The organism is Massilia sp. BAP21, from assembly GCF_057801335.1.
The window spans coordinates 4,273,996-4,292,883 of sequence record NZ_CM173596.1; the positions used below are offsets into that span (position 1 = coordinate 4,273,996).

General features: G+C 65.2%; 16 protein-coding genes and 1 pseudogene. 9 read left to right on the plus strand and 8 right to left on the minus strand.

Annotated elements, in window-relative coordinates:
* Positions 1–414: 414 nt before the first annotated feature.
* The 5 genes and pseudogenes from rnr to ACWYRN_RS19020 form a co-directional block, all read left to right on the plus strand.
* A pseudogene (gene rnr / locus ACWYRN_RS19000) lies at positions 415–2,841 on the plus strand (ribonuclease R); the annotation flags it as partial.
* Positions 2,842–3,866: 1,025 nt separating this feature from the next.
* Complete coding sequence (gene rlmB, locus ACWYRN_RS19005) at positions 3,867–4,601, plus strand: 23S rRNA (guanosine(2251)-2'-O)-methyltransferase RlmB (protein WP_488689172.1); 735 nt, start codon at positions 3,867–3,869, stop codon at positions 4,599–4,601.
* 147 nt (positions 4,602–4,748) lie between these two features.
* Positions 4,749–6,290: a hypothetical protein gene (locus ACWYRN_RS19010; RefSeq protein ID WP_488689174.1), complete on the plus strand. Its 1,542-nt coding sequence runs from the start codon at positions 4,749–4,751 to the stop codon at positions 6,288–6,290.
* A gap of 139 nt (positions 6,291–6,429) precedes the next feature.
* On the plus strand, positions 6,430–7,167 hold the full coding sequence (cysE, locus tag ACWYRN_RS19015) for a serine O-acetyltransferase (RefSeq protein WP_488689175.1): 738 nt from the start codon (positions 6,430–6,432) through the stop codon (positions 7,165–7,167).
* A gap of 7 nt (positions 7,168–7,174) precedes the next feature.
* Positions 7,175–7,843, plus strand: a complete 669-nt coding sequence (locus ACWYRN_RS19020) for a YceH family protein (protein ID WP_488689176.1) — start codon at positions 7,175–7,177, stop codon at positions 7,841–7,843.
* A gap of 15 nt (positions 7,844–7,858) precedes the next feature.
* On the opposite strand, the gene ACWYRN_RS19025 is transcribed toward ACWYRN_RS19020, so the two are convergent.
* The 8 genes from ACWYRN_RS19025 to ACWYRN_RS19060 all read right to left on the minus strand — a co-directional run bounded on the left by ACWYRN_RS19025 (position 7,859) and on the right by ACWYRN_RS19060 (position 13,971).
* Positions 7,859–8,743, minus strand: a complete 885-nt coding sequence (locus ACWYRN_RS19025) for an alpha/beta fold hydrolase (protein ID WP_488689178.1) — start codon at positions 8,741–8,743, stop codon at positions 7,859–7,861.
* Between the two features lie 10 nt (positions 8,744–8,753).
* On the minus strand, positions 8,754–9,509 hold the full coding sequence (locus tag ACWYRN_RS19030; protein WP_488689180.1) for a hypothetical protein: 756 nt from the start codon (positions 9,507–9,509) through the stop codon (positions 8,754–8,756).
* Positions 9,510–9,520: 11 nt separating this feature from the next.
* Complete coding sequence (locus tag ACWYRN_RS19035; protein ID WP_488689181.1) at positions 9,521–10,507, minus strand: hypothetical protein; 987 nt, start codon at positions 10,505–10,507, stop codon at positions 9,521–9,523.
* A complete protein-coding gene (locus ACWYRN_RS19040; protein WP_488689183.1) occupies positions 10,504–11,361 on the minus strand; it encodes an ABC transporter ATP-binding protein in 858 nt (285 codons plus the stop codon). Before ACWYRN_RS19040 ends, ACWYRN_RS19035 begins: the two co-directional genes overlap by 4 nt.
* The gene (locus ACWYRN_RS19045) at positions 11,358–11,726 is read right to left on the minus strand and encodes a GntR family transcriptional regulator (RefSeq protein WP_229435179.1); all 369 of its coding nucleotides are present in this window, start codon (positions 11,724–11,726) and stop codon (positions 11,358–11,360) included. The genes ACWYRN_RS19040 and ACWYRN_RS19045 overlap by 4 nt, the downstream gene beginning before the upstream one ends.
* 312 nt (positions 11,727–12,038) lie before the next feature.
* Positions 12,039–12,803 (minus strand): UDP-2,3-diacylglucosamine diphosphatase, encoded by a 765-nt coding sequence (locus ACWYRN_RS19050; RefSeq protein WP_488689185.1) that lies wholly within the window; start codon positions 12,801–12,803, stop codon positions 12,039–12,041.
* A gap of 47 nt (positions 12,804–12,850) precedes the next feature.
* Positions 12,851–13,345, minus strand: coding sequence for a peptidylprolyl isomerase (locus tag ACWYRN_RS19055; protein ID WP_229435185.1), 495 nt, complete (start codon positions 13,343–13,345; stop codon positions 12,851–12,853).
* Positions 13,346–13,395: 50 nt separating this feature from the next.
* The gene (locus tag ACWYRN_RS19060; RefSeq protein ID WP_488692846.1) at positions 13,396–13,971 is read right to left on the minus strand and encodes a peptidylprolyl isomerase; all 576 of its coding nucleotides are present in this window, start codon (positions 13,969–13,971) and stop codon (positions 13,396–13,398) included.
* Positions 13,972–14,265: 294 nt separating this feature from the next.
* On the opposite strand from ACWYRN_RS19060, the gene cysS reads away from it, so the two are divergent.
* The 4 genes from cysS (at position 14,266) to tilS (ending at position 18,846) form a co-directional block, all read left to right on the plus strand.
* Complete coding sequence (gene cysS / locus ACWYRN_RS19065; protein ID WP_488689187.1) at positions 14,266–15,666, plus strand: cysteine--tRNA ligase; 1,401 nt, start codon at positions 14,266–14,268, stop codon at positions 15,664–15,666.
* Positions 15,666–16,352, plus strand: a complete 687-nt coding sequence (locus ACWYRN_RS19070; RefSeq protein ID WP_488689189.1) for a DNA-3-methyladenine glycosylase family protein — start codon at positions 15,666–15,668, stop codon at positions 16,350–16,352. Before cysS ends, ACWYRN_RS19070 begins: the two co-directional genes overlap by 1 nt.
* Before the next feature lie 75 nt (positions 16,353–16,427).
* Positions 16,428–17,405 carry an acetyl-CoA carboxylase carboxyltransferase subunit alpha gene (locus tag ACWYRN_RS19075; protein ID WP_229435192.1) on the plus strand — a complete coding sequence of 326 codons (978 nt, stop codon included), beginning with the start codon at positions 16,428–16,430 and terminating at the stop codon, positions 17,403–17,405.
* Between the two features lie 25 nt (positions 17,406–17,430).
* Complete coding sequence (gene tilS, locus ACWYRN_RS19080) at positions 17,431–18,846, plus strand: tRNA lysidine(34) synthetase TilS (RefSeq protein ID WP_488689190.1); 1,416 nt, start codon at positions 17,431–17,433, stop codon at positions 18,844–18,846.
* Positions 18,847–18,888 lie beyond the last annotated feature (42 nt).

Consider the following 18,888-nt stretch of genomic DNA (forward strand, 5'->3'; position numbering starts at 1 on the left):
ACTTTACTGCTGAAGCTGATACAATATCAGGCTTTCCTATTTTTCGCTAGATCAACTTTCGCTGTCTTACGTAGAACTTCCTGATCCTGCACCTTCTTTTTCTTTCGCTTCAACATGTGTCGTTGCGAGAGAGCCGAGATTATAGCGGAAGGATTGCAAAAGTCAAAGACTCTCCTGCAAGGGCATAACGGACCCTGCAGCACACCGAAATGACCGCATCGAAATGACCGGCAAAGTGCCGGCCCATTTCCCTGGCTAATCAGCCCGCGTTTCAATTCGCTCTATATAGCGCCACGCAGCACGCTTCGTTAGGCGAATCACCCGGTCCTCCGTTACACTACGCCTGTCAAGGTGTCAATCCAACCATGGCGCCGGCCGCTCCGGCGCTACTATAGAAGAATTCAAGAAACCGATTTGAAGCAACCTACTCATACCATTCCTAGCCGCGAGGAAATCCTCGGCGTCTTCCGCGATGCCGGTACCCCACTCGACGCGGCCACTCTCGCGCGTGCCCTGAAGGTCAAGCCAGCTGCCCAGGAAGTTCTGGGCCGCCGCCTGAACGCCATGCAGCGCGACGGACAAATCACCGCCGGCGACGACGGCGTCTATGCGCTGGCCGATAGCGGCGACTTCATCGCCGGCCGCATCGCCGCCCACCGCGACGGCTTCGGCTTCGTGATCCCCGACGCGCCGGGTCCCGACCTATTCCTGAACGACAAGGAAATGCAGAAGGTTCTGCATGGCGACCGCGTGCTGGCGAAAGTCACCGGTCTCGACCGCCGCGGCCGTCCGGAAGGCACCATCGTCGAAGTCGTGGAACGCGCGAACACCCACATCATCGGCCGCCTGCTGAACGAAGGCGGCGTCTGGATCGTCGCGCCCGAAGACCAGCGCATGAACCAGGACGTGCTGGTTGCCGGCGGACCGGGCAAGGCGAAAGCCGGCCAGGTCGTGAGCGTGGAATTGATCGAACAGCCGGCCCGCTTCCAGCAGCCGACGGGCCGCATCGTCGAAGTGCTCGGCGAGCTGGACGACCCGGGCATGGAAATCGAAATCGCCGTGCGCAAGTTCGGCGTGCCGCACGTGTTCTCGCCGAACGCGCTCAAGCAAGCGAATAAACTGCCGAACGAAGTGCACGATCCCGACCTGGTCGACCGCGTCGACCTGCGCGACGTGCCTTTGGTGACCATCGACGGCGAAGACGCGCGCGACTTCGACGATGCCGTCTATTGCGAACCGGTGAAACTCGGCCGCGAGCGCGGCTACCGCCTGCTGGTGGCAATCGCCGACGTCAGCCACTATGTGAAACCGAACGATTCGCTCGACGCCGACGCGATCGAGCGCAGCACCTCGGTCTACTTCCCGCGCCGCGTGATCCCGATGCTGCCGGAGAAGCTGTCGAACGGCCTGTGCTCGCTGAACCCGGCCGTCGACCGCCTGACCCTGGTCTGCGACATGGTCGTGACAGCCAAGGGCGAAGTCACGGCTTACCAGTTCTACCCGGCCGTGATCCACTCGGCCGCGCGCCTGACCTATAACCAGGTCGCCGCCGTGCTGGCCGATCCGAAAGGCGAGGAAGCGCAAGCGCGTCCGGCCATCGTGCCGCACCTGCTGAACCTGAACGAGGTCTTCCACGCCCTGCTGGGCGCGCGCCAGGAACGCGGCGCCATCGATTTCGAGACGACCGAGACCTACATCGTCTGCAACCCGATGGGCAAGATCGAGAAGATCATCCCGCGCACCCGCAACGATGCGCACCGCCTGATCGAGGAGTGCATGCTGGCCGCGAACGTCTGCGCCGCCGACCTCCTGATCCGCCATAAGCACCCGGGCACCTTCCGCATCCACGCGGTGCCGACAGAGGAAAAGCTGAACCAGCTGCGCACCTTCCTCAAGCAGACCGGCCTGAACCTCGGTGGCGGCAACAAGCCGAGCGCCTCGGACTATGCCGCTGTCATGCGCGAGATCAAGGAGCGCCCGGACGCGGCCCTGCTGCAGACCATGCTGCTGCGCTCGATGCAGCAGGCCGTCTACAGCCCGGACAATGTCGGCCACTTCGGCCTGGCCTACGAGGCCTATGCCCACTTCACCAGCCCGATCCGCCGCTATCCCGACCTGCTCACGCACCGCGCGATCAAGGCGATCCTGCTGGGCAAGCGCTACGAGCCGAAGGGCCTGGACGTGTCGAAACTGAACACGACCGTCTCGAACGCCACCCGCAAGCAGGCCGCGAAAGACAAGGCTGAAGGCAAGGCGAAGAACGAAAAAGACCTGACCATCTGGGACGCGCTGGGCGTGCACTGCTCGGCCAACGAGCGCCGTGCCGACGAAGCTTCGCGCGACGTCGAGAACTGGCTGAAGTGCTACTTCATGCAAGACAAGCTGGGCGAGTCCTTCACCGGCACCGTGGCCGGCGTAACCACCTTCGGCATCTTCGTGCAGCTCGACGAGCTGTACGTCGAAGGCCTGGTGCACGTCACCGGCCTGGGCCAGGATTATTTCCAGTACGACGAAGCGCGCCACCTGCTGCGCGGCGAGCGCACCGGCAAGACCTTCGGCCTGACCGACCGCGTGACGGTACAGGTGGCCAAGGTCGACCTGGAAGCGCGCAAGATCGACCTGGTGCTGGCCGACGGCGAAGGCGCCGTGGCTGCGCCGGCGCAGGAACGCCAGCCGTCCCGTGCCGACGAGGGCAAGGGCAAGGTCAAGGCGGGCAATGGCCGCGATGCCAAGCCGGTCCAGGCGAACGGCAATGCATCGCTGCTGAACTTCGACGACATCGTCGAGGCCAAGCCGTCCGGTAAATCGAAGCGTTCGCGCCGCGCCCGCAAGGAAGCGGCGGAACTGGCGCGCCAGCAGGCCAACGGCGTGCGCGCTCCAGAGCCGCAGGCCGATACCGAAACCGAGGCCGCGCCTGCCGAAGGCACCGGCAAGAGCAAGAACAAGCGTTCGCGCAGCGCACGCCGCAGGGCCGCGGCCGAACGCCAGGCAGCGAGTGCGCAGGCGGCGAACGCGCAGCCAGTGAATGCGCAGCCATCGAATGTGCAGCCGGCAGGTGCGCAGCCGGTGAATGCGCAGCCATCGAATGCGCAGTCGGCCCAGGACGCGCAGGTGTACAAGGTCGAGGCAACGCAAGTCCAGGCGCAGCCGGAGGTGCTTGCACAGCCAGCGGCCAAGCCGGCGCGCAAGGCGAAGGCTAAGCCAGTCGCGGCAGCGCCGGTGGAAGCGGCCGCTCCTGCCGTGGCGCCGGCCCCGGTCGAAGCGGCGGCGCCAGCCGAAGCCCCAGCCAAGCCGGCGCGCAAGCGCAAGGCCGCCGCTGCACCGGCCCTGGCCGAGCAGGTGGAAGCCGTGCGCGAGCCGGTCGCCGTCCCAGCGCCGCAGCCAGTGGAGGCCCCGGTGGCCCCGGCACCGAAGCGCACCCGCGCCGCCAAGGCCGTCAAGGCGGTGCTGGAAACCCCTGCGCCGCAAGCCGAGACCGTGGCCGTGGCCGCACCGGTTGCCGCCAAGCGCGCACGCCGCACCAAGGCAGCTGACGTGGCTACGCAGGTCGCCGAGGCCGCGCCGAGCGCGTCGCCTGGCGTTGCCGAAGCCATCGCCGCCGTTGAAGTCCCGGCCAAGCCACGCCGCACGCGTGCCGCGAAAGCCGTGGCCGACGTGGCGCCGGCGGTTGCACCTGTCGCCGAACCTGCGGCAGCACCGGCAGCAAAGCGCGCAAGGAAAACCGCGACCAAGACCGCAGCGAAAGCCGCAGCCCCGGCAGCAACCGCAGCAGAAACCCCCAGCGCCGCCGCCAAGAGCAGCGCCAAGAAGAAGCCGGCCGCCGAGGCCGACACCGCATCCAAAACGAGCAAGAAAAGAAGTAAAGCATGAAGAATAAAATGATTTTCGGTTTCCACGCGGTGACGTCGCGCCTGCGCCACGAAGCCCAATCCGTGGAAGAAATCTTCGTCGACGCCGAGCGCAACGACGCCCGCATGAAGGCGCTGATCGCCAACGCCAAGGAAGCCGGCGTGCGCGTGATGCCGGTCGAGGCAGCCCGTCTCGACAAGATCGTGGGCACCCGCCGCCATCAGGGCGTGATCGCCTTTGCCAGCCAGCTGGCGCTGGCGCGCAACCTCGACGAGCTGCTGGACGCCATCGACGGCCCGCCGCTGCTGCTGATCCTGGATGGCATCACCGACCCGCACAACCTGGGCGCCTGCCTGCGCGTGGCCGACGGCGTCGGCGCGCACGCGGTCATCGTGCCGAAGGACCGCGCGGTCGGCCTGAACGCCACCGCGGCCAAGGTCGCCAGCGGCGCCGCCGAGACCGTGCCTTACATCACGGTGACGAACCTGGCGCGCACCATGCGCGACCTGAAGGAACGCGGCATCTGGCTGATCGGCACCTCCGACGACGCCGACAAGGGCCTGTACGAAGCCGACTTCACCGGCCCGACCGCGCTGGTGATGGGTTCGGAAGGCGAGGGCATGCGCCGCCTGACCCGCGAAACCTGCGACCTGCTGGTCAGCATCCCGATGTTCGGCTCGGTCGAGAGCCTGAACGTGTCGGTGGCTTCCGGCGTCTGCCTGTACGAGGCACGGCGCCAGCGCGGGGCCTGAGTCTCGCCGCCGTAGCAACTTATTGCCTATCAAAAGCGCCCTTTGCGGGCGCTTTTTTATTGTCTCATGGCAACTTAGATGACGCCGCGATAAGCATAATGGCTCGTCCATCGACGAACCATCGACTGCATTCCATTGGAGCCGGCCATGAACACCACGTGCTATCAACCGTCAGGCAGGGTGCCTGTCGCCCTGTTGCCGCTGTCCCTGCTGGGACTGCTCGCTGTCATTCCTTGTGCCTGGGTGTATGCCTGGGTCATCTCCAAGCTGCCCATTCCGCTCGGCATGTTCGTTGCCTTTGGCTACTCGGCCTTGCTCGGACTGATCGTCAGCGCGGTAGCTGCCGGCGCCAAGGTGCGCAACCCTGGCTGGATGAGCAAGACCGGCGTGCTGTTTGCCCTGGCCGGCTGGTATGGCCAATGGGTGTTCTGGCTCACGATGCTGGTCACGGCCAATACCGGCGGCCTTGCCGCAGGCGACCCGCTGCAGATCGCAATCGGCGCGGCGACCGATCCGGCTGGCATGTTCGTGCTGGCGTCCGACATTGCCACGAGTGGCGGCGTGACGATCAGGAAGTGGGTGGTGCCGGCCTTTATCGTCGTCCTGGTCTGGATCGGCGAGCTGGCCATGCACTTGATGCTGCCCTCCTTCATGGGGCGCCTGCGCGCCATGGCGCCGTTCTGCGAAACCTCGGGTACCTGGGCCAGGAAGGATGTCGTGGAATGCCGTTTTGCCTTGCTGGGGAGCGAAGACGTCGAACGGCTGGCAGCCGACCCGACGCTGTTGTCCGCGCTGCTGGTGCCGCTGCCTGCCGGCGCCCCCGATTACGCCGAGCTGACCCTGCACCGTTGCGCGGCGTCCGACGCGTATGCTTCGCTGGTCAACATCACTTCGCATCCGGGCGACCGCGGCCGGCCCGAGAAAAAGCAGGATGTGCTGATCGATTACCTGCGCCTGCCTGGCATGGATGTGGATGCGCTGGTCCAGGAGCTGATGCAGCCAGTTGACCCAACCGCGCAAGCTGGCGACCCCGACCGCCCTGTCGCCCCGGACCTGGCCCCGGCCCTGGCCTTGCTGCAGGACGGCGCGCTTGAACAGGCCTGTGCTGCGGCAGAGGCGCAGTTTGGCTCCGACGATCCGGCAGTGCAGGCCGACGCCCTGCGCATCTGCGCACTCGCCTGTTCCGGCCTCGAACGCTGGCAAGACGCCTGCTACCATTGGCAGGCCCTGTTGGATTACGAACCGACTGCGCACAATGCGCTCCAGGTCGCGACCACGTCGGTAATGGCGGGCGCCACGGCCCAGGGCGTCGAATGGATCGAACAGGCCGCCGCGCTGAACCTGCGTTCGCGCGAACTGCCCATGCTGCAGGTCTGGATCGGCTTCGTCACCGCGCTCGGCCGCACGGGGCAGGAGCGGGCGGCGCTGCCCTACCTGGAAAAGATCCGCCAGGTGTACGCCGAACTCGGCACCACCGATGCGACCGTGCTGTACGCCCAGCGCATTCCCTTCTTCGGGGCCTTCCTCGACAACACGCGCCCTCTGGTGCGCGCCGCGCTCGATGACGAGCAGGGCCGGCGCTGGTATGCGTCGCTGCTGCCGAGCCTGGACGACAGGGGCAAGCAGGAGCTCAATGCCTGGCTCGACGAGAGCTTTGGCGATAGCGCCTGCCAGCAGCCGGCAGTATAAGCATCGCTGCGAGCAGCGACGCAATAGGCGAGGCAGGAGAAAACACGGAGGAAGCCGGCAAGCCGACAAAACCGCCGCCTCCCAAGCAGCCGGCAGCCGGATAAGCTACCATTGCCGCTGTTTTGCTTTTGTACTCATTATGCTTGCCTCCCTGCGCGAAGATATTCGCAACATCATCGAACGCGACCCGGCCGCCCGCAACGGCTGGGAAGTGCTCACGTGCTATCCCGGCCTGCACGCCATCGTCCTGCACCGCTGGGCCCACGCCTGTTGGCGCCTGAACCTGAAATGGCTGGGCCGCTTCGTCTCGCACATCGCGCGCATCTTCACCGGCATCGAAATCCACCCCGGCGCCACCATCGGCCGCCGCGTCTTCATCGACCACGGCTTCGGCGTGGTGATCGGCGAGACGGCCGTGGTCGGCGACGACTGCACCATCTACCAGGGCGTGACCCTGGGCGGCACCACGCTGGTGGCGGGCACCAAGCGCCACCCGACCCTGGAGCGCGGCGTGATCGTCGGCGCCGGCGCGCAGGTACTGGGCGCGTTCACGGTCGGCGAGTTCGCCAAGATCGGCTCGAACGCGGTGGTGGTGAAACCGGTGCCGGCCGGCGCCACGGCGGTCGGCAATCCGGCCCACATCATGCGCAAGGAAGAGCAGTCTAGGAGCGCGCGCATGTTCGCCGCCTATGGCGTCACGCCAAATGGCGACGACCCCTTGAGCAAGGCCCTGCGCGGCCTGATCGACCACGTGGCGCGCCAGGACGAGCAGCTCGAACGCCTGACGGCCACCATCAAGGCGGCCGGCATCGCCTGTCCGAACGTGCGCGAGGGTGATAAACTCGATTCGGCCGAACTGAACCGGCTGGTCGACTGAGGAACCGATGACTGAAGAAACCAAGGATGTACTGGATCCGTTCGAGATCCGCGTGCTGGCCGTGCTCGCCGAAAAAGAAGCGCTCACGCCCGATAACTACCCGATGTCGCTGAACGCCATCACCAACGGCTGCAACCAATTGTCGAGCCGCGATCCGGTGATGCAGCTGTCCGAAGACACCGTCCAGGACACCCTGCAGCGCCTGATCGAACGGCGCCTGGTGAACGGCATCACCCAGGCCGGCGCGCGCGTGACCAAGTACGAACACCGCATGCGCATCAAGTGGACGCTCGAGCAGGACAAGGTCGCCGTGCTCACCGTGCTGATGCTGCGCGGCCTGCAGACCGCCGGCGAGATCCGCACCCGCACCGGGCGCCTGCACGAATTCAAGAGCGTGGGCGAGGCCGAAAGCGCGCTGCAGTTCCTGATCGATAAATACCCGCCGCTGGTCGCCAAGCTGGAACGCGCGCCCGGCACCAAGGAATCGCGCTACGGCCAGCTGCTGGGCGGCGAGATTTCGGCCGCGCGCGACGATTCGGCCTTTGGCGCCGCCGCCGGCCAGGCAGCGCCCGCGGGCAGCCGCATCGGCCAGCTGGAAGTGGAAGTGGCCGCCCTGCGCGACGAAGTGGCCGACCTGAAGGCCCAGTTCGAGGCCTTCCGCCAGCAGTTCCAATGACCTTCGCGTAAAACGTCAGCGCTGCGCCTGCAGCGTCGGCGTCTCCGCGGCCCCGTCGGCCGCGGCAATCACCTTCTTCACGGCCGCAATCACCAGTTCGGGTTCCTCGAGCTGGATGTTGTGGCCGCTCTTGCTGGTGACCACCTGCGATCCCTCCCTGAACTGGCGCACGAAGTCCGCATGCAACTGCTGCTTGATGGCCACCGCCTGCGGCGTCTCCAGGAAGAATTCCGGCTTTTCCGCCTGCCGGTTCGAGGTCAGCACCACGGTCGGCACGTCGGGCAGCTTGCCGGCGAAGGGCAGCTTGCCGCTGTCGAGCACCGGCTGCAAGAGCTTCAGTTCGGGTTGGAACTTGGGCGGCACGATCGCGGCAAAGGCGCGGTCGTCGCTCGCTGCGCGCTCGGCGTCGAGCTGGTGCAGGGCCGGATTGAAGCGCTCGTCGCTCGGATCGACCAGCACCATGCCGGCCACCTGATCCGGATGACGCGCGGCGAACGAGCGCATCAACAACGCGCCGTAGGAATGCCCGACCAGCACGAAGGGCGGCGCCAGCTTCGCGCTTGCAATCAGTTCTTCCAGTTCGACCGTGCTCTGCTCGATGGTGCGCGGTTCGGGGCGCGCCTCGGACTGGCCATGGCCTGCGCGCGAATACGCCACGGCGCGCGCCGATTTCGCTACTTCCGGCGCCACCTTGCGCCAGGCGCGCAAATCGGTGCCGAAGCCGGACTCGAAGATCACGGTGTAGCGCCCGCTGCCGAGGCTGGCCATCTGCATCGCATATGGCCTGGCGCCGACGGCGATCTGTTCGGTGGCGAGGGCGGCCGGCGTTTGCGCCTGCGCCAGGGTGCAGCAAGCCAGGGCCAGGGCCGATATCGTGGTGTGCAGTAACTTGTTCTTCATCGTGGTCTCGTTATGGTGATTGGGTTGCCGGCGCCGGCGCGAACTCCAGCTCGATCAGCGCATCGTCGCCCCAGGACGTGTCGCCCAGCGCCACGCTGAAGCGGTCGCCGTCGGTCTTCAGCAGCTTGCTGCGGTTACCTTCCTGCAGGATCGCCCCGACGATCGGTGCGTCGCTGTCGAAGCCCCAGTCCGGCATCGCTTTCTTGTGCGTGAAGTTGCACCAGTCGCGGGTCAGCAGCAGTCCATTGATCGCCACCACCCAGAACAGCGGAATCTCTTCCTTGGCAATGGCAATCATCGTCTTGCATTCCAGCCGCAGGTCGCCCAGGCGCCGCACGTTGGGCGGCAGGCCCGGGGTGCGCACGTCGGGGTGGATGCGGTAGAGCTTGCGTTTCTGATTCAGCACCACCTCGCCGTTCTCATCCTCGGCCGCCGCGCTGCGCGGCACGCTGAAGCGGTTGGCGGCGTCCAGGTCCAGCGGCAGGATGAAGTCGTGGTCGCCTTCGATGCGCACGCGCGGCTGCTCGGGCAGCCCGGCGCCGCCGCGCGGGCGGATCCGGAAGCGCAGTTCCGGCACGTTCGGCGCCAGGGCGTGGTGCTCGTCGAAGCTGTCCAGCCCGGCCAGCACGGCCTTGTAGCTGTGGATCTCCGGGTTGCGGATCGCGTTCACTTTCACGGTATCCGGCTCGTCGATTCCCGGCACGGCGGCCGCCGGGTTCGCCAGGAGCAGGGCGCCGAGGGCGCCGGCAAGCATGATGGTGCGCATGACGGGCTCCCTCAGCCTTCGTCGCGCCAGCGGCGCAGGCGGATGGCGGCGGCGATCATCGCCACGCCGCCTGCCGCGCCAACCCAGGCTTCCGGCCGCGCCAGGCTGCCCCAGGAGGCGCTCAGCAGCGACAGCATGTCGGCGCCGTGCTGGGCACGCACCGGCAGGGCGGTGCCGCCGTCCATGAACCAGGCGCCGGGAACCAGGCCCAGCAGCAGGGTCTCGAGCACGTTGTTGATGATCCAGTCGGCGTTGATGGTGCTGCCGTACAGGACCAGCATGTAATCGAGCCACTTCAGCAGGACCGCGGCGATCAGCGGCACGCCCACGGCCCACAGGAAGACCTTCGAGCGTGCCCAGCTCGACACCAGCAGCAGCCAGCCGGCGGTCGGCAGCGCCCACAGCACGTAGACCGGGATCATGGCCAGCAGGTACACCGGCGACAGGTACAGATTGATGTTGCTGAGCACCGGCGCGAACAGATTCACGCCCTGGGCGCTGACCGCCACCCCCGCGAGTATCAGGATCACGAAGGCGGCCGCGCTGGCGATGCCGATGGTGATCGCCGGCGCCAGCACCAGCGCCGTCAGCAGCTTCGACAGCACGGTGTTGGTATCGGAAATCGGCAGCGACTTCCAGAACAGGATGCTGCGGTCCCGGCGGTCGTCGTAGAGCGCGGCCAGGCAGTAGAAGAAGGCCACCACCGGCAGCACCAGGAAGATCGGCGCGCCGACAGCCATGTAGTTGTTCGCCGCCACGTTCGCCATCTCGGTGCGGGTGTGGCCCGTGGCGAGCACCGACATCTGGGTACGGTGCACTTCCTCGCCGTCGACCCGCAGCGTGATGCTGTCGGTCTGGAACTTGTCGGCCCCGATGCCGTAGCCGACCACGCCCGCCACCAGCACCACCATGATCGCCGCTGCGATCAGCGGCGCCCACACGAAGCCGCCCTTGTGTTCCCAGAACTCGCGGCGCAGCAGCCATTTCATCGTATTCATGCGTAGGTTCCTTTCATCGTTGCCACGAACAAATCGGCCACGCTCGGATTGCGCGTTTCGCCGAGGGCGGACAGCTGGGCGCGCGAGACGCCGTCGAACAGCATCACCGACTTGCCGAACACGGTGCGCTGGTCGATCGGCTGCAGCGCGTTCGCCGCATTCACCTTGTCGGCCGGGACCATCACTTCGACATAGCGCTCGCCGACTTCGTCCATCGAGGCGGCCAGCACGATCTTGCCGTCGCGGATGAACATCAGGTCGGTCAGGATGTGCTCGACTTCCTCGACCTGGTGGGTGGTGATGACGATGGTCTTGTTCTCGTCAAAATAGTCTTCCAGCAGGTTCTGGTAGAACTGCTTGCGGTACAGGATGTCCAGGCCCAGAGTGGGCTCGTCGAGCACGAGCAGCTTGGCGTCGATGGCCATCACCAGCGCCAGGTGCAGCTGGACGATCATGCCCTTCGACATCTGCTTGACCTTCATGGACGGGGTCAGGCGGGTATTTGCGATGTAGCGCTCGGCGCGGGCACGGTCGAAACGCGGGTGGATGCCGGCCACGAAGTCGATGGCGTCGCGCACCCGCAGCCAGCGCGGCAGGATCGCCACGTCGGCAATGAAACAGACATCCTGCATCAGGGCGTCGCGCTGGGTGCGCGGGTCCAGGCCCATTACGCGCAGCTCGCCGTCGAACGGGATCAGGCCCAGGGCCGCCTTCAGCGTGGTGGTCTTGCCCGAGCCGTTGGGGCCGATCAGGCCAACGATGCGGCCGGCGGGAATCTCGAAGTCGATGCCGTCGATCGCCGTCTGCTTGCCGTATTTCTTGCTCAGGTTTTTGGCGGAGATGACGGCGTTCATGCTGTGCCTCCCGGCTGCGCGGTGTGCAGCAATTGCTCGACATTCAGGCCGAGCTGGCGGATGCGCTCGACCATGGCCGGCCATTCCTCGCTCAGGAAGCGCTCGCGCTCGCTGGCCAGCAGTTTCTCGCTTGCTCCTTCAGTAACGTACATGCCAATTCCCCTTCGTTTTTCTACTAGGTTTTCGTCGACCAGCTCCTGGTAAGCCTTGGAGACGGTGATCGGGTTGAGTTGGTATTCGGCCGCGATCTGGCGGACCGAGGGCAGGGCGTCGCCGGCTTTCAGGACGCCGTCGAGCATCATGCCGATGACGCGGTCCTTCAGTTGGCGGTAGATCGGTGCGTTGTCGTTCCAGCCGATGTTCATGTCCGGCCTCCCTGTCGCGCTGGTGTTGCCACATGTTCCTGCATGTCTGGCTCCTGTGGGTGAATGCATTGGTGTTGTAGTGGAGTATGACACCAGCATTCCGGTCAACCACCGGGTTGCGACGGGCTGCAGGAAAACGGGAATAAACGGCAGGAAAGGCGCGCTGGACCGGAGGAGAGTCCGGCTGTTCGTCAGGACCGAACAATGGTGTGGACACGACAAAACCTCTTGCAAGCGCTGTGGAACCAGCGCGCAATGATAGAGGATTTGTTTGTGAAAAAACTAACCAATTATTGCCGGCGGCAAATTAATTCAGGCTGGGAGTGGCTGGCCGTCGAGTCCGGTGCGCACGATCTTGCCGGTGTCGTCGACGGCGATCCAGCCGCCGCGCGGCGGCCCGGCGTCGAGCTCCCAATCCGGCAGCACGTAGCGCAGGCGTTCGCCGTGCCGGTGCAGGGCGGGACGGTGGGTATGGCCATGGATCAGCACCCTGGCGCCGGTGGCCTCGAATACGGCCTCGACGGCGCCAGGCGTGACGTCCATGATCTCGTAGGATTTCGTCGTGTGCGCTTCGCGGCTGCCTTCGCGCAGGCCGGCGATGATGGCCTTGCGTTGCGCGAGCGGCATGGCCAGGAACTGCGCCTGCCAGGCCGGCTGGCGCACCATCGCGCGAAATTCCATGTACTTGGTGTCGAGCGTGCATTCGGCGTCGCCGTGCACCAGGGCGATGCGCTGGCCGCCTATCTCGACCACATGCGGCTCCTGCAGCAGCGTCAGCCCTGCCGCATCGGCAAAGCCCTGTCCGACCAAAAAGTCGCGGTTGCCGGCCATCCAGAACAGCTCGACGCCGCCGTCAGCGAGCGTACGCAGGGCGGCAACGATGCGGGCGTGGAAGGGCGTATCGAGATCGTCGTCGCCGGCCCAGTATTCGAAGATGTCGCCGAGCAGGTAGAGCTGACGGGTATGGCGCGCGTGTTCTTCCAGGAAGCGGAAGAAGGCATCGAGGGTGCGCGGGTGGGATTCCTGCAGGTGCAGGTCGGAAATGAAAAGCGCGAGCGTGCGCGCGGGAGTGGACATGGTGGTGCTGGTGTTCTCGTTCCCGCGCGCCTTTCTACTGAAGCAGATTACTGGACGACTTCGATCTTCTCGATGATGACCGGCTCGGCAGGCACGTCGGAGTGCATGCCCGAACGCGAGGTGGCGACGGTGTTGATGGCGTCCACGACTTCGGTGCCCTGGGTGACCTTGCCGAACACGGCGTAGCCCCAGCCATCCTGGCCCGGGTAGTTCAGGAAGTCGTTGTTCTTGGTGTTGATGAAGAACTGGGCCGATGCCGAGTGCGGCGCCGAGGTGCGGGCCATGGCGATGGTGTACTTGTCGTTCTTCAGGCCGTTCTTGCCTTCGTTCTCGACGGTGGCGTCGGTGGCTTTTTGTTTCATGCCCGGCTCGAAACCGCCGCCCTGGATCATGAAGTCCTTGATCACGCGGTGGAAGATCGTGTTGGTGAAGTGACCCTGTTCGACGTATGCCAGGAAGTTGGCAACGGTCTTCGGCGCCTTTTCAGCGTCCAGCTCGACGGTGATGTTGCCCTTGTTGGTGGTCATGAGTACGGAGGTCATGTGAGTTCCTTTTTGTTGAAATTCGTGTACGAATGCGAAATGTGCAAGCGTTATTTTACAAGCTTATCGCCGGACAGGATGGTCGCGTTCTGAATCACGACCGGCGTGACCGGCACGTTCTGCATGCCGCGCACGTCGTCGACCATCACGTTCTTGATCTTGTCGACCGTTTCCTGGCCCTTCACCACGCGGCCGAAAACGGCATAGCCGTGGCCATCCATGCCCGGATAATCGAGGCCGGCATTGTCGTTGGTGTTGATGAAGAATTGCGAGGTGGCCGAGTTGGGGTCGCCGGTGCGCGCCATCGCCACCGTATAGGGTTTATTCGACAGCCCGTTCTGGGCTTCGCTCGGAATCGGTTTGCGCACGCCCGGCTTGTCGATCAGTTTCTCGGTGTAGCCGCCGGCCTGGATCATGAAGTCGCTGATCACGCGGTGGAACACCGTGCCTTTATAAAAGCCGGCCTTGACGTATTGCAGGAAATTCGCCGTGCTTTTCGGCGCCTTTTCCTGGTCCAGCTCGATGACGATCTCGCCCATCGTGGTCTTCAGGGAGACCTGCGGATTCTCGAAGGCGAGGGCGGCGCCGGAGACCAGCAGGGCGGCGCCGGCGGCGGCCAGGCGCATCATCAGGCGGCGGGTTGGGTATGCGGTGGTGTGCTTCAAGGGCTCTCCTCGGTGGACGTGGCGCAAAGCCGTGTCAAGTCTTTTACAGAAAAATAAACCTGAGCCGTAGGCGGCCAGTCGGGATTTTATCAATGCTATACTTTGCGCAGAACGTCCCATTCTATCAAGAAGAACAACAACGAGGGTCTCGACGATCTCGACGCAAAGCATCATCTCCCGGCGCGCGCCCGTTTTGGCGCCGTGCCCGGCATTCGCTTGCTCGGGCGTCCCGTCCCCTCAGTTTCATCATCACCAATGAGCCAATTAAAGATCTACAACACGCTGGCGCGCGAAAAGCAGGTATTTGTCCCGATGGAGGCCGGCAAGGTCGGCATGTACGTATGCGGCATGACCGTCTACGACTACTGCCACGTCGGCCACGCGCGCATGATGATGGCCTTCGACGTCATCTACCGCTGGCTCATGGCGTCGGGCTACGAAGTCAAGTACGTCCGCAACATCACCGACATCGAAGACAAGATCATCAAGCGTGCCGCCGAAAACGGTGAAACCATGTCCTCGCTGGTGAACCGCTTCACCAGATACATGGACGAAGACACCGAGGCGCTGGGCATCCTGCCGCCGAACTTCGTGCCGCGCGCCACCGAACACGTGCCGGGCATGCTGTCGATCATTGACATGCTCGAAGCGAAAGGCCTGGCCTACCGCAGCGACGACGGCGACGTGAATTTCGCCGTGCGCGATTTCGAAGGCTACGGCAAGCTGTCGGGCAAGTCGCTCGACGATCTGCGCGCCGGCGAGCGCGTCGACATCAACACCGGCAAGCGCGACCCGCTCGACTTCGTGCTCTGGAAAGCCGCCAAGGAATCCGAGCCCGACGAAGCGAAATGGGACTCGAAATGGGGCCGCGGCCGCCCGGGCTGGCACATCGAGTGCTCGGCCATGTCGTGCGCGCTGCTGGGCGAACACTTCGACATCCACGGCGGCGGCCAGGATTTGCAGTTCCCGCACCACGAGAACGAGATCGCCCAGAGCGAAGGCGCGTTTGGTGGCCCGATGGTGAACTACTGGATCCACAACGGTTTCGTGCGCGTCGATAACGAAAAGATGTCCAAGTCCTTGGGCAACTTCTTCACCATCCGCGACGTGCTCAAGAAGTACGACGCCGAAGTCGTGCGCTTCTTCATCCTGCGCTCGCACTACCGCAGCCCGCTGAATTACTCGGACGTGCACATCGACGATGCCAAGGCGGCCCTGACGCGCCTGTACACGGCGCTCGCCGACGTCGACCTGGGCAACGAAGCGCCTGAGGTCGACTGGAACGAGGAACACGCGGTGCGCTTCCGCGAAGCGATGGACGACGATTTCAACACGCCGCTGGCCGTGGCCGAGCTGTTCGACCTGGCGAGCGAAGTCAACCGCACCAAGTCAATCGACACCGCGCGCCGGCTGAAAGCCCTGGCCGGCGTGCTCGGCCTGCTCGAACGCGCGCCGCAGGACTTCCTGCAAGCCGGCGTGGGCGCAGGCGAGGGCGGCCTCGACGAAACGCAGATCGCCTCGCTGATCGAGCAACGCGCCGCCGCCAAGAAGGCACGCAATTTTGCGGAGGCCGACCGCATCCGCACCGAACTGACTGCCGCCGGGATCATCCTCGAAGACAAGCCGGACGGCACGACGAATTGGCGCCGCGCATAATGGCAGCCGAACAGGACAAGGCCGGCCCAGGGACGGCGGCGCCGGAACTCGACGTTCCCGCCTACTGGGCCGAGGCCAAGGCGGAGCTGATGCGGCGCGACCGCATCATGAAGCGCCTGATTCCGCAGATCGGCGACATGCACCTGAAGGGCCACCCGGACCCGTTCACGACGCTGGCCCGTTCCATCGTCGGCCAGCAGGTCACGCCGAAAGCCGCCGACGCCGCCTGGACCAAGCTCGGACTGGCCTGTCCGAAACTGACCCCGGCGCAAGTGATCAAGCTCGGCGGCGAGGGGTTGGCCGCCTGCGGCCTGTCGAAGCGCAAGACCGAATACATCCTCGACCTGGCCGACCACTTCAAGGCCAAGCGCGTGCACGCGAACCTGTGGTCGCAGATGGACGACGAGGCCGTGATTGCCGAGCTGGTCCGGATCCGCGGCATCAGCCGCTGGACAGCCGAGATGTTTTTGATATTTAATCTGCTGCGGCCGAACGTCCTGCCCCTGGACGACGCCGGCCTGATCCAGGGCATCAGCCAGAATTATTTTTCCGGCGAGCCGGTGTCGCGCAGCGATGCGCGCGAAGTCGCGGCGAACTGGGAACCCTGGCGCACCGTCGCCACCTGGTATTTGTGGCGCAGTCTCGACCCTGTAAATGGGTCTGATGGCGCGTCCGATACGGTCTAGGCTGCGGTAGAATAGCGCCGAATCAGGTCCGCCGGCCCCGCGCCGGTGCGGCCACAGAACAACCCCGGAGGTACAATGACTAAAACAACTTTCCTCAGCTTCGAGCAGCCGATTGCCGAGCTCGATTCGAAAATCGAAGAGCTCCGCTTCGTCCAGGACGATTCGGCTGTCGATATTTCGGAAGAAATCGACCGCCTGGCCAAGAAGAGCCAGCAGCTGACCAAGGATATCTACGCCAAGCTCACCCCATGGCAAGTGTCGCAGATCGCGCGCCACCCGCAGCGTCCCTACACCATGGACTACGTGAACGCGATCTTCACCGACTTCCACGAGCTGCACGGCGACCGTACCTTCGCCGACGACCAGTCGATCATCGGCGGCCTGGCCCGCTTCAATGGCCAGGCCTGCATGGTCATCGGCCACCAGAAGGGCCGCGATACCAAAGAGCGCGCGATGCGCAACTTCGGCATGCCGAAGCCCGAAGGCTACCGCAAGGCCATGCGTCTGATGAAGCTGGCGGAAAAGTTCAACCTGCCGATCTTCACCTTCGTCGATACGCCAGGCGCCTTCCCCGGCATCGACGCCGAAGAGCGCGGCCAGTCGGAAGCGATCGGCCATAACCTGTATGTCATGGCCGAGCTGAAAGTGCCGCTGATCGCCACCATCATCGGCGAAGGCGGCTCCGGCGGCGCGCTGGCGATCGCCGTCGGCGACGCGGTGCTGATGCTGCAATACGCGACCTACTCGGTGATCTCGCCGGAAGGCTGCGCCTCGATCCTGTGGAAGACCTCGGAGCGCGCCTCGGACGCGGCCGACGCCCTGGGCCTGACCGCGCACCGCCTGAAGGCGATGGGCGTGATCGACAAGATCATTACCGAACCGCTGGGCGGCGCCCACCGCGATCCGAAAGGCATGGCGCAGATGCTGAAACGCGCGCTGGCCGATACCCTGCGCCAGTTCCAGGGCATGAAGACCAAGGACCTGCTCGAAGCCCGTCACCAGAAGCTGATGGCCTACGGCAAGTTCAAGGAAACCCTGCCGACCGAAGAGTAAGTTCTTCCTTCATTCGAGATGTTCAGTGAGTAGTTCTTCAGCCGGGCAAGTCCCGGCCATTTTCGCGCGCGCCCTCGCGGCGCTGCGCGAGCAAGTCTCTTCTTCCTCCCTTGCCATTGCCTGTAGCGGCGGCCTCGATTCGATGGTCCTGCTGCACCTGGCGTCCAACTGGTGCCGCCAGCATGGCGTGTCCTTGTTTGCTTTCCACGTCCATCACGGCCTGAGTCCGAACGCCGATGCCTGGCTGGCGCACGTCGAGGCGGCAGCCGCCGCGCTCGGCGCCACTGTCGACCATCGCCGGGTAGCGGTGGAGCAGGGCGGTGCCGGCATCGAGGCGGCGGCGCGCAAACTCCGTTACCGCGCGCTCGGCGAGCTGTGCCGCGAACACGGCGCCGGCCTGCTGCTGACCGCCCACCACCTCGACGACCAGGCCGAGACCGTGCTGCTGCAATTGCTGCGCGGCTCGGGACCGGCCGGCTTGTCGGGCATGGATGCAGCCAACAGCGCCCCCGAACTGCTGGGCAACCCCAGCCTGGTGATGGCGCGCCCGCTGCTGCCGCTGGCGCGCGCCGAACTCGAAGCCTATGCCGACGAACACGGTCTGGCCTGGGTCGAGGACGAATCGAACCACGATCCGCGCTATGCCCGGAATGCCTTGCGCCACACGGTGATGCCGGCGCTGGCCCAGGCCTTTCCCGGCTTCCAGCAGCGCTTCGCGCGTAGCGCCGCGCATGCGCAATCGGCCCAGCGCCTGCTCGACGAGCTGGCGGCGCAGGACCTGGCGGCCAGCCTGGTCGACGGCGCCGTGGATGTCGCACGCGTGCGCGCCATGTCGCTCGACCGCGCCTACAACATGTTGCGCCACTGGTTCCGCCAGCAAGGCCTGGCGATGCCGTCTACGGCGTGGCTGGTGGAAATGGTGGCGCAGCTGGTCGAGGCCCGCCACGACGCCCAGTTGCTGGTGACGCACCCGGCCTGCCACATCCGGCGCCACCGCGACCGCCTGTACATCACGCCGAAGCTGGCCGATCTGGCCGGCATGCGCGACCCGGACGACGAAGGCGTGATCGAGAAGCTGGGCGAAGGTTTTAGCTGGAAGGGTGAAGCCGCGCTGGTCTTTCCGGCCTACGGCGGCGTGCTGCATTTCGAGGCGGCCGAGGTCGGCTTCGATGCAGCCTGGCTGCGCGGGCAGCCGCTGGTAATCGACTTCCGCAAGGGCGGCGAGCGCCTGAAGCTGGCGCCGAACCGTCCGACGCGCGGCCTGAAGGCGCACTACCAGGCGGCCGACGTGCCGGCCTGGGAGCGCGCGCGCCTGCCCATCGTCAGCAGCGGTGCGGATCTGCTGTACGCGGCCGGGCTGGGCATGGATTGCCACCACTTCAGTCAGGACGCCGGCGAGCGCATCGCCCTGCGTTGGGAGTCCCGGACGGAAAGGTTGTAAGACGTAAAACGTATTACTTTATTTTGATTCCGTATAGCTTTT

What these genes read in the sequence shown, in the direction of transcription:
- ACWYRN_RS19025 (WP_488689178.1), bottom strand. Translation starts at nt 8,743, where the DNA reads ATGAAGAACAAGTTACTGCACACCACGATATCGGCCCTGGCCCTGGCT.
- ACWYRN_RS19060 (WP_488692846.1), bottom strand. Translation starts at nt 13,971, where the DNA reads ATGCGCCTGGCCGCCGCCGGCGCCGCCCTGCTGGTCTCCGGCGCCGCC.
- ACWYRN_RS19035 (WP_488689181.1), bottom strand. Translation starts at nt 10,507, where the DNA reads ATGAATACGATGAAATGGCTGCTGCGCCGCGAGTTCTGGGAACACAAG.
- ACWYRN_RS19045 (WP_229435179.1), bottom strand. Translation starts at nt 11,726, where the DNA reads ATGAACATCGGCTGGAACGACAACGCACCGATCTACCGCCAACTGAAG.
- ACWYRN_RS19075 (WP_229435192.1), top strand. Translation starts at nt 16,428, where the DNA reads ATGACTAAAACAACTTTCCTCAGCTTCGAGCAGCCGATTGCCGAGCTC.
- ACWYRN_RS19040 (WP_488689183.1), bottom strand. Translation starts at nt 11,361, where the DNA reads ATGAACGCCGTCATCTCCGCCAAAAACCTGAGCAAGAAATACGGCAAG.
- cysS (WP_488689187.1), top strand. Translation starts at nt 14,266, where the DNA reads ATGAGCCAATTAAAGATCTACAACACGCTGGCGCGCGAAAAGCAGGTA.
- ACWYRN_RS19020 (WP_488689176.1), top strand. Translation starts at nt 7,175, where the DNA reads ATGACTGAAGAAACCAAGGATGTACTGGATCCGTTCGAGATCCGCGTG.
- ACWYRN_RS19070 (WP_488689189.1), top strand. Translation starts at nt 15,666, where the DNA reads ATGGCAGCCGAACAGGACAAGGCCGGCCCAGGGACGGCGGCGCCGGAA.
- ACWYRN_RS19055 (WP_229435185.1), bottom strand. Translation starts at nt 13,345, where the DNA reads ATGACCTCCGTACTCATGACCACCAACAAGGGCAACATCACCGTCGAG.
- cysE (WP_488689175.1), top strand. Translation starts at nt 6,430, where the DNA reads ATGCTTGCCTCCCTGCGCGAAGATATTCGCAACATCATCGAACGCGAC.
- rlmB (WP_488689172.1), top strand. Translation starts at nt 3,867, where the DNA reads ATGAAGAATAAAATGATTTTCGGTTTCCACGCGGTGACGTCGCGCCTG.
- ACWYRN_RS19010 (WP_488689174.1), top strand. Translation starts at nt 4,749, where the DNA reads ATGAACACCACGTGCTATCAACCGTCAGGCAGGGTGCCTGTCGCCCTG.
- ACWYRN_RS19050 (WP_488689185.1), bottom strand. Translation starts at nt 12,803, where the DNA reads ATGTCCACTCCCGCGCGCACGCTCGCGCTTTTCATTTCCGACCTGCAC.
- ACWYRN_RS19030 (WP_488689180.1), bottom strand. Translation starts at nt 9,509, where the DNA reads ATGCGCACCATCATGCTTGCCGGCGCCCTCGGCGCCCTGCTCCTGGCG.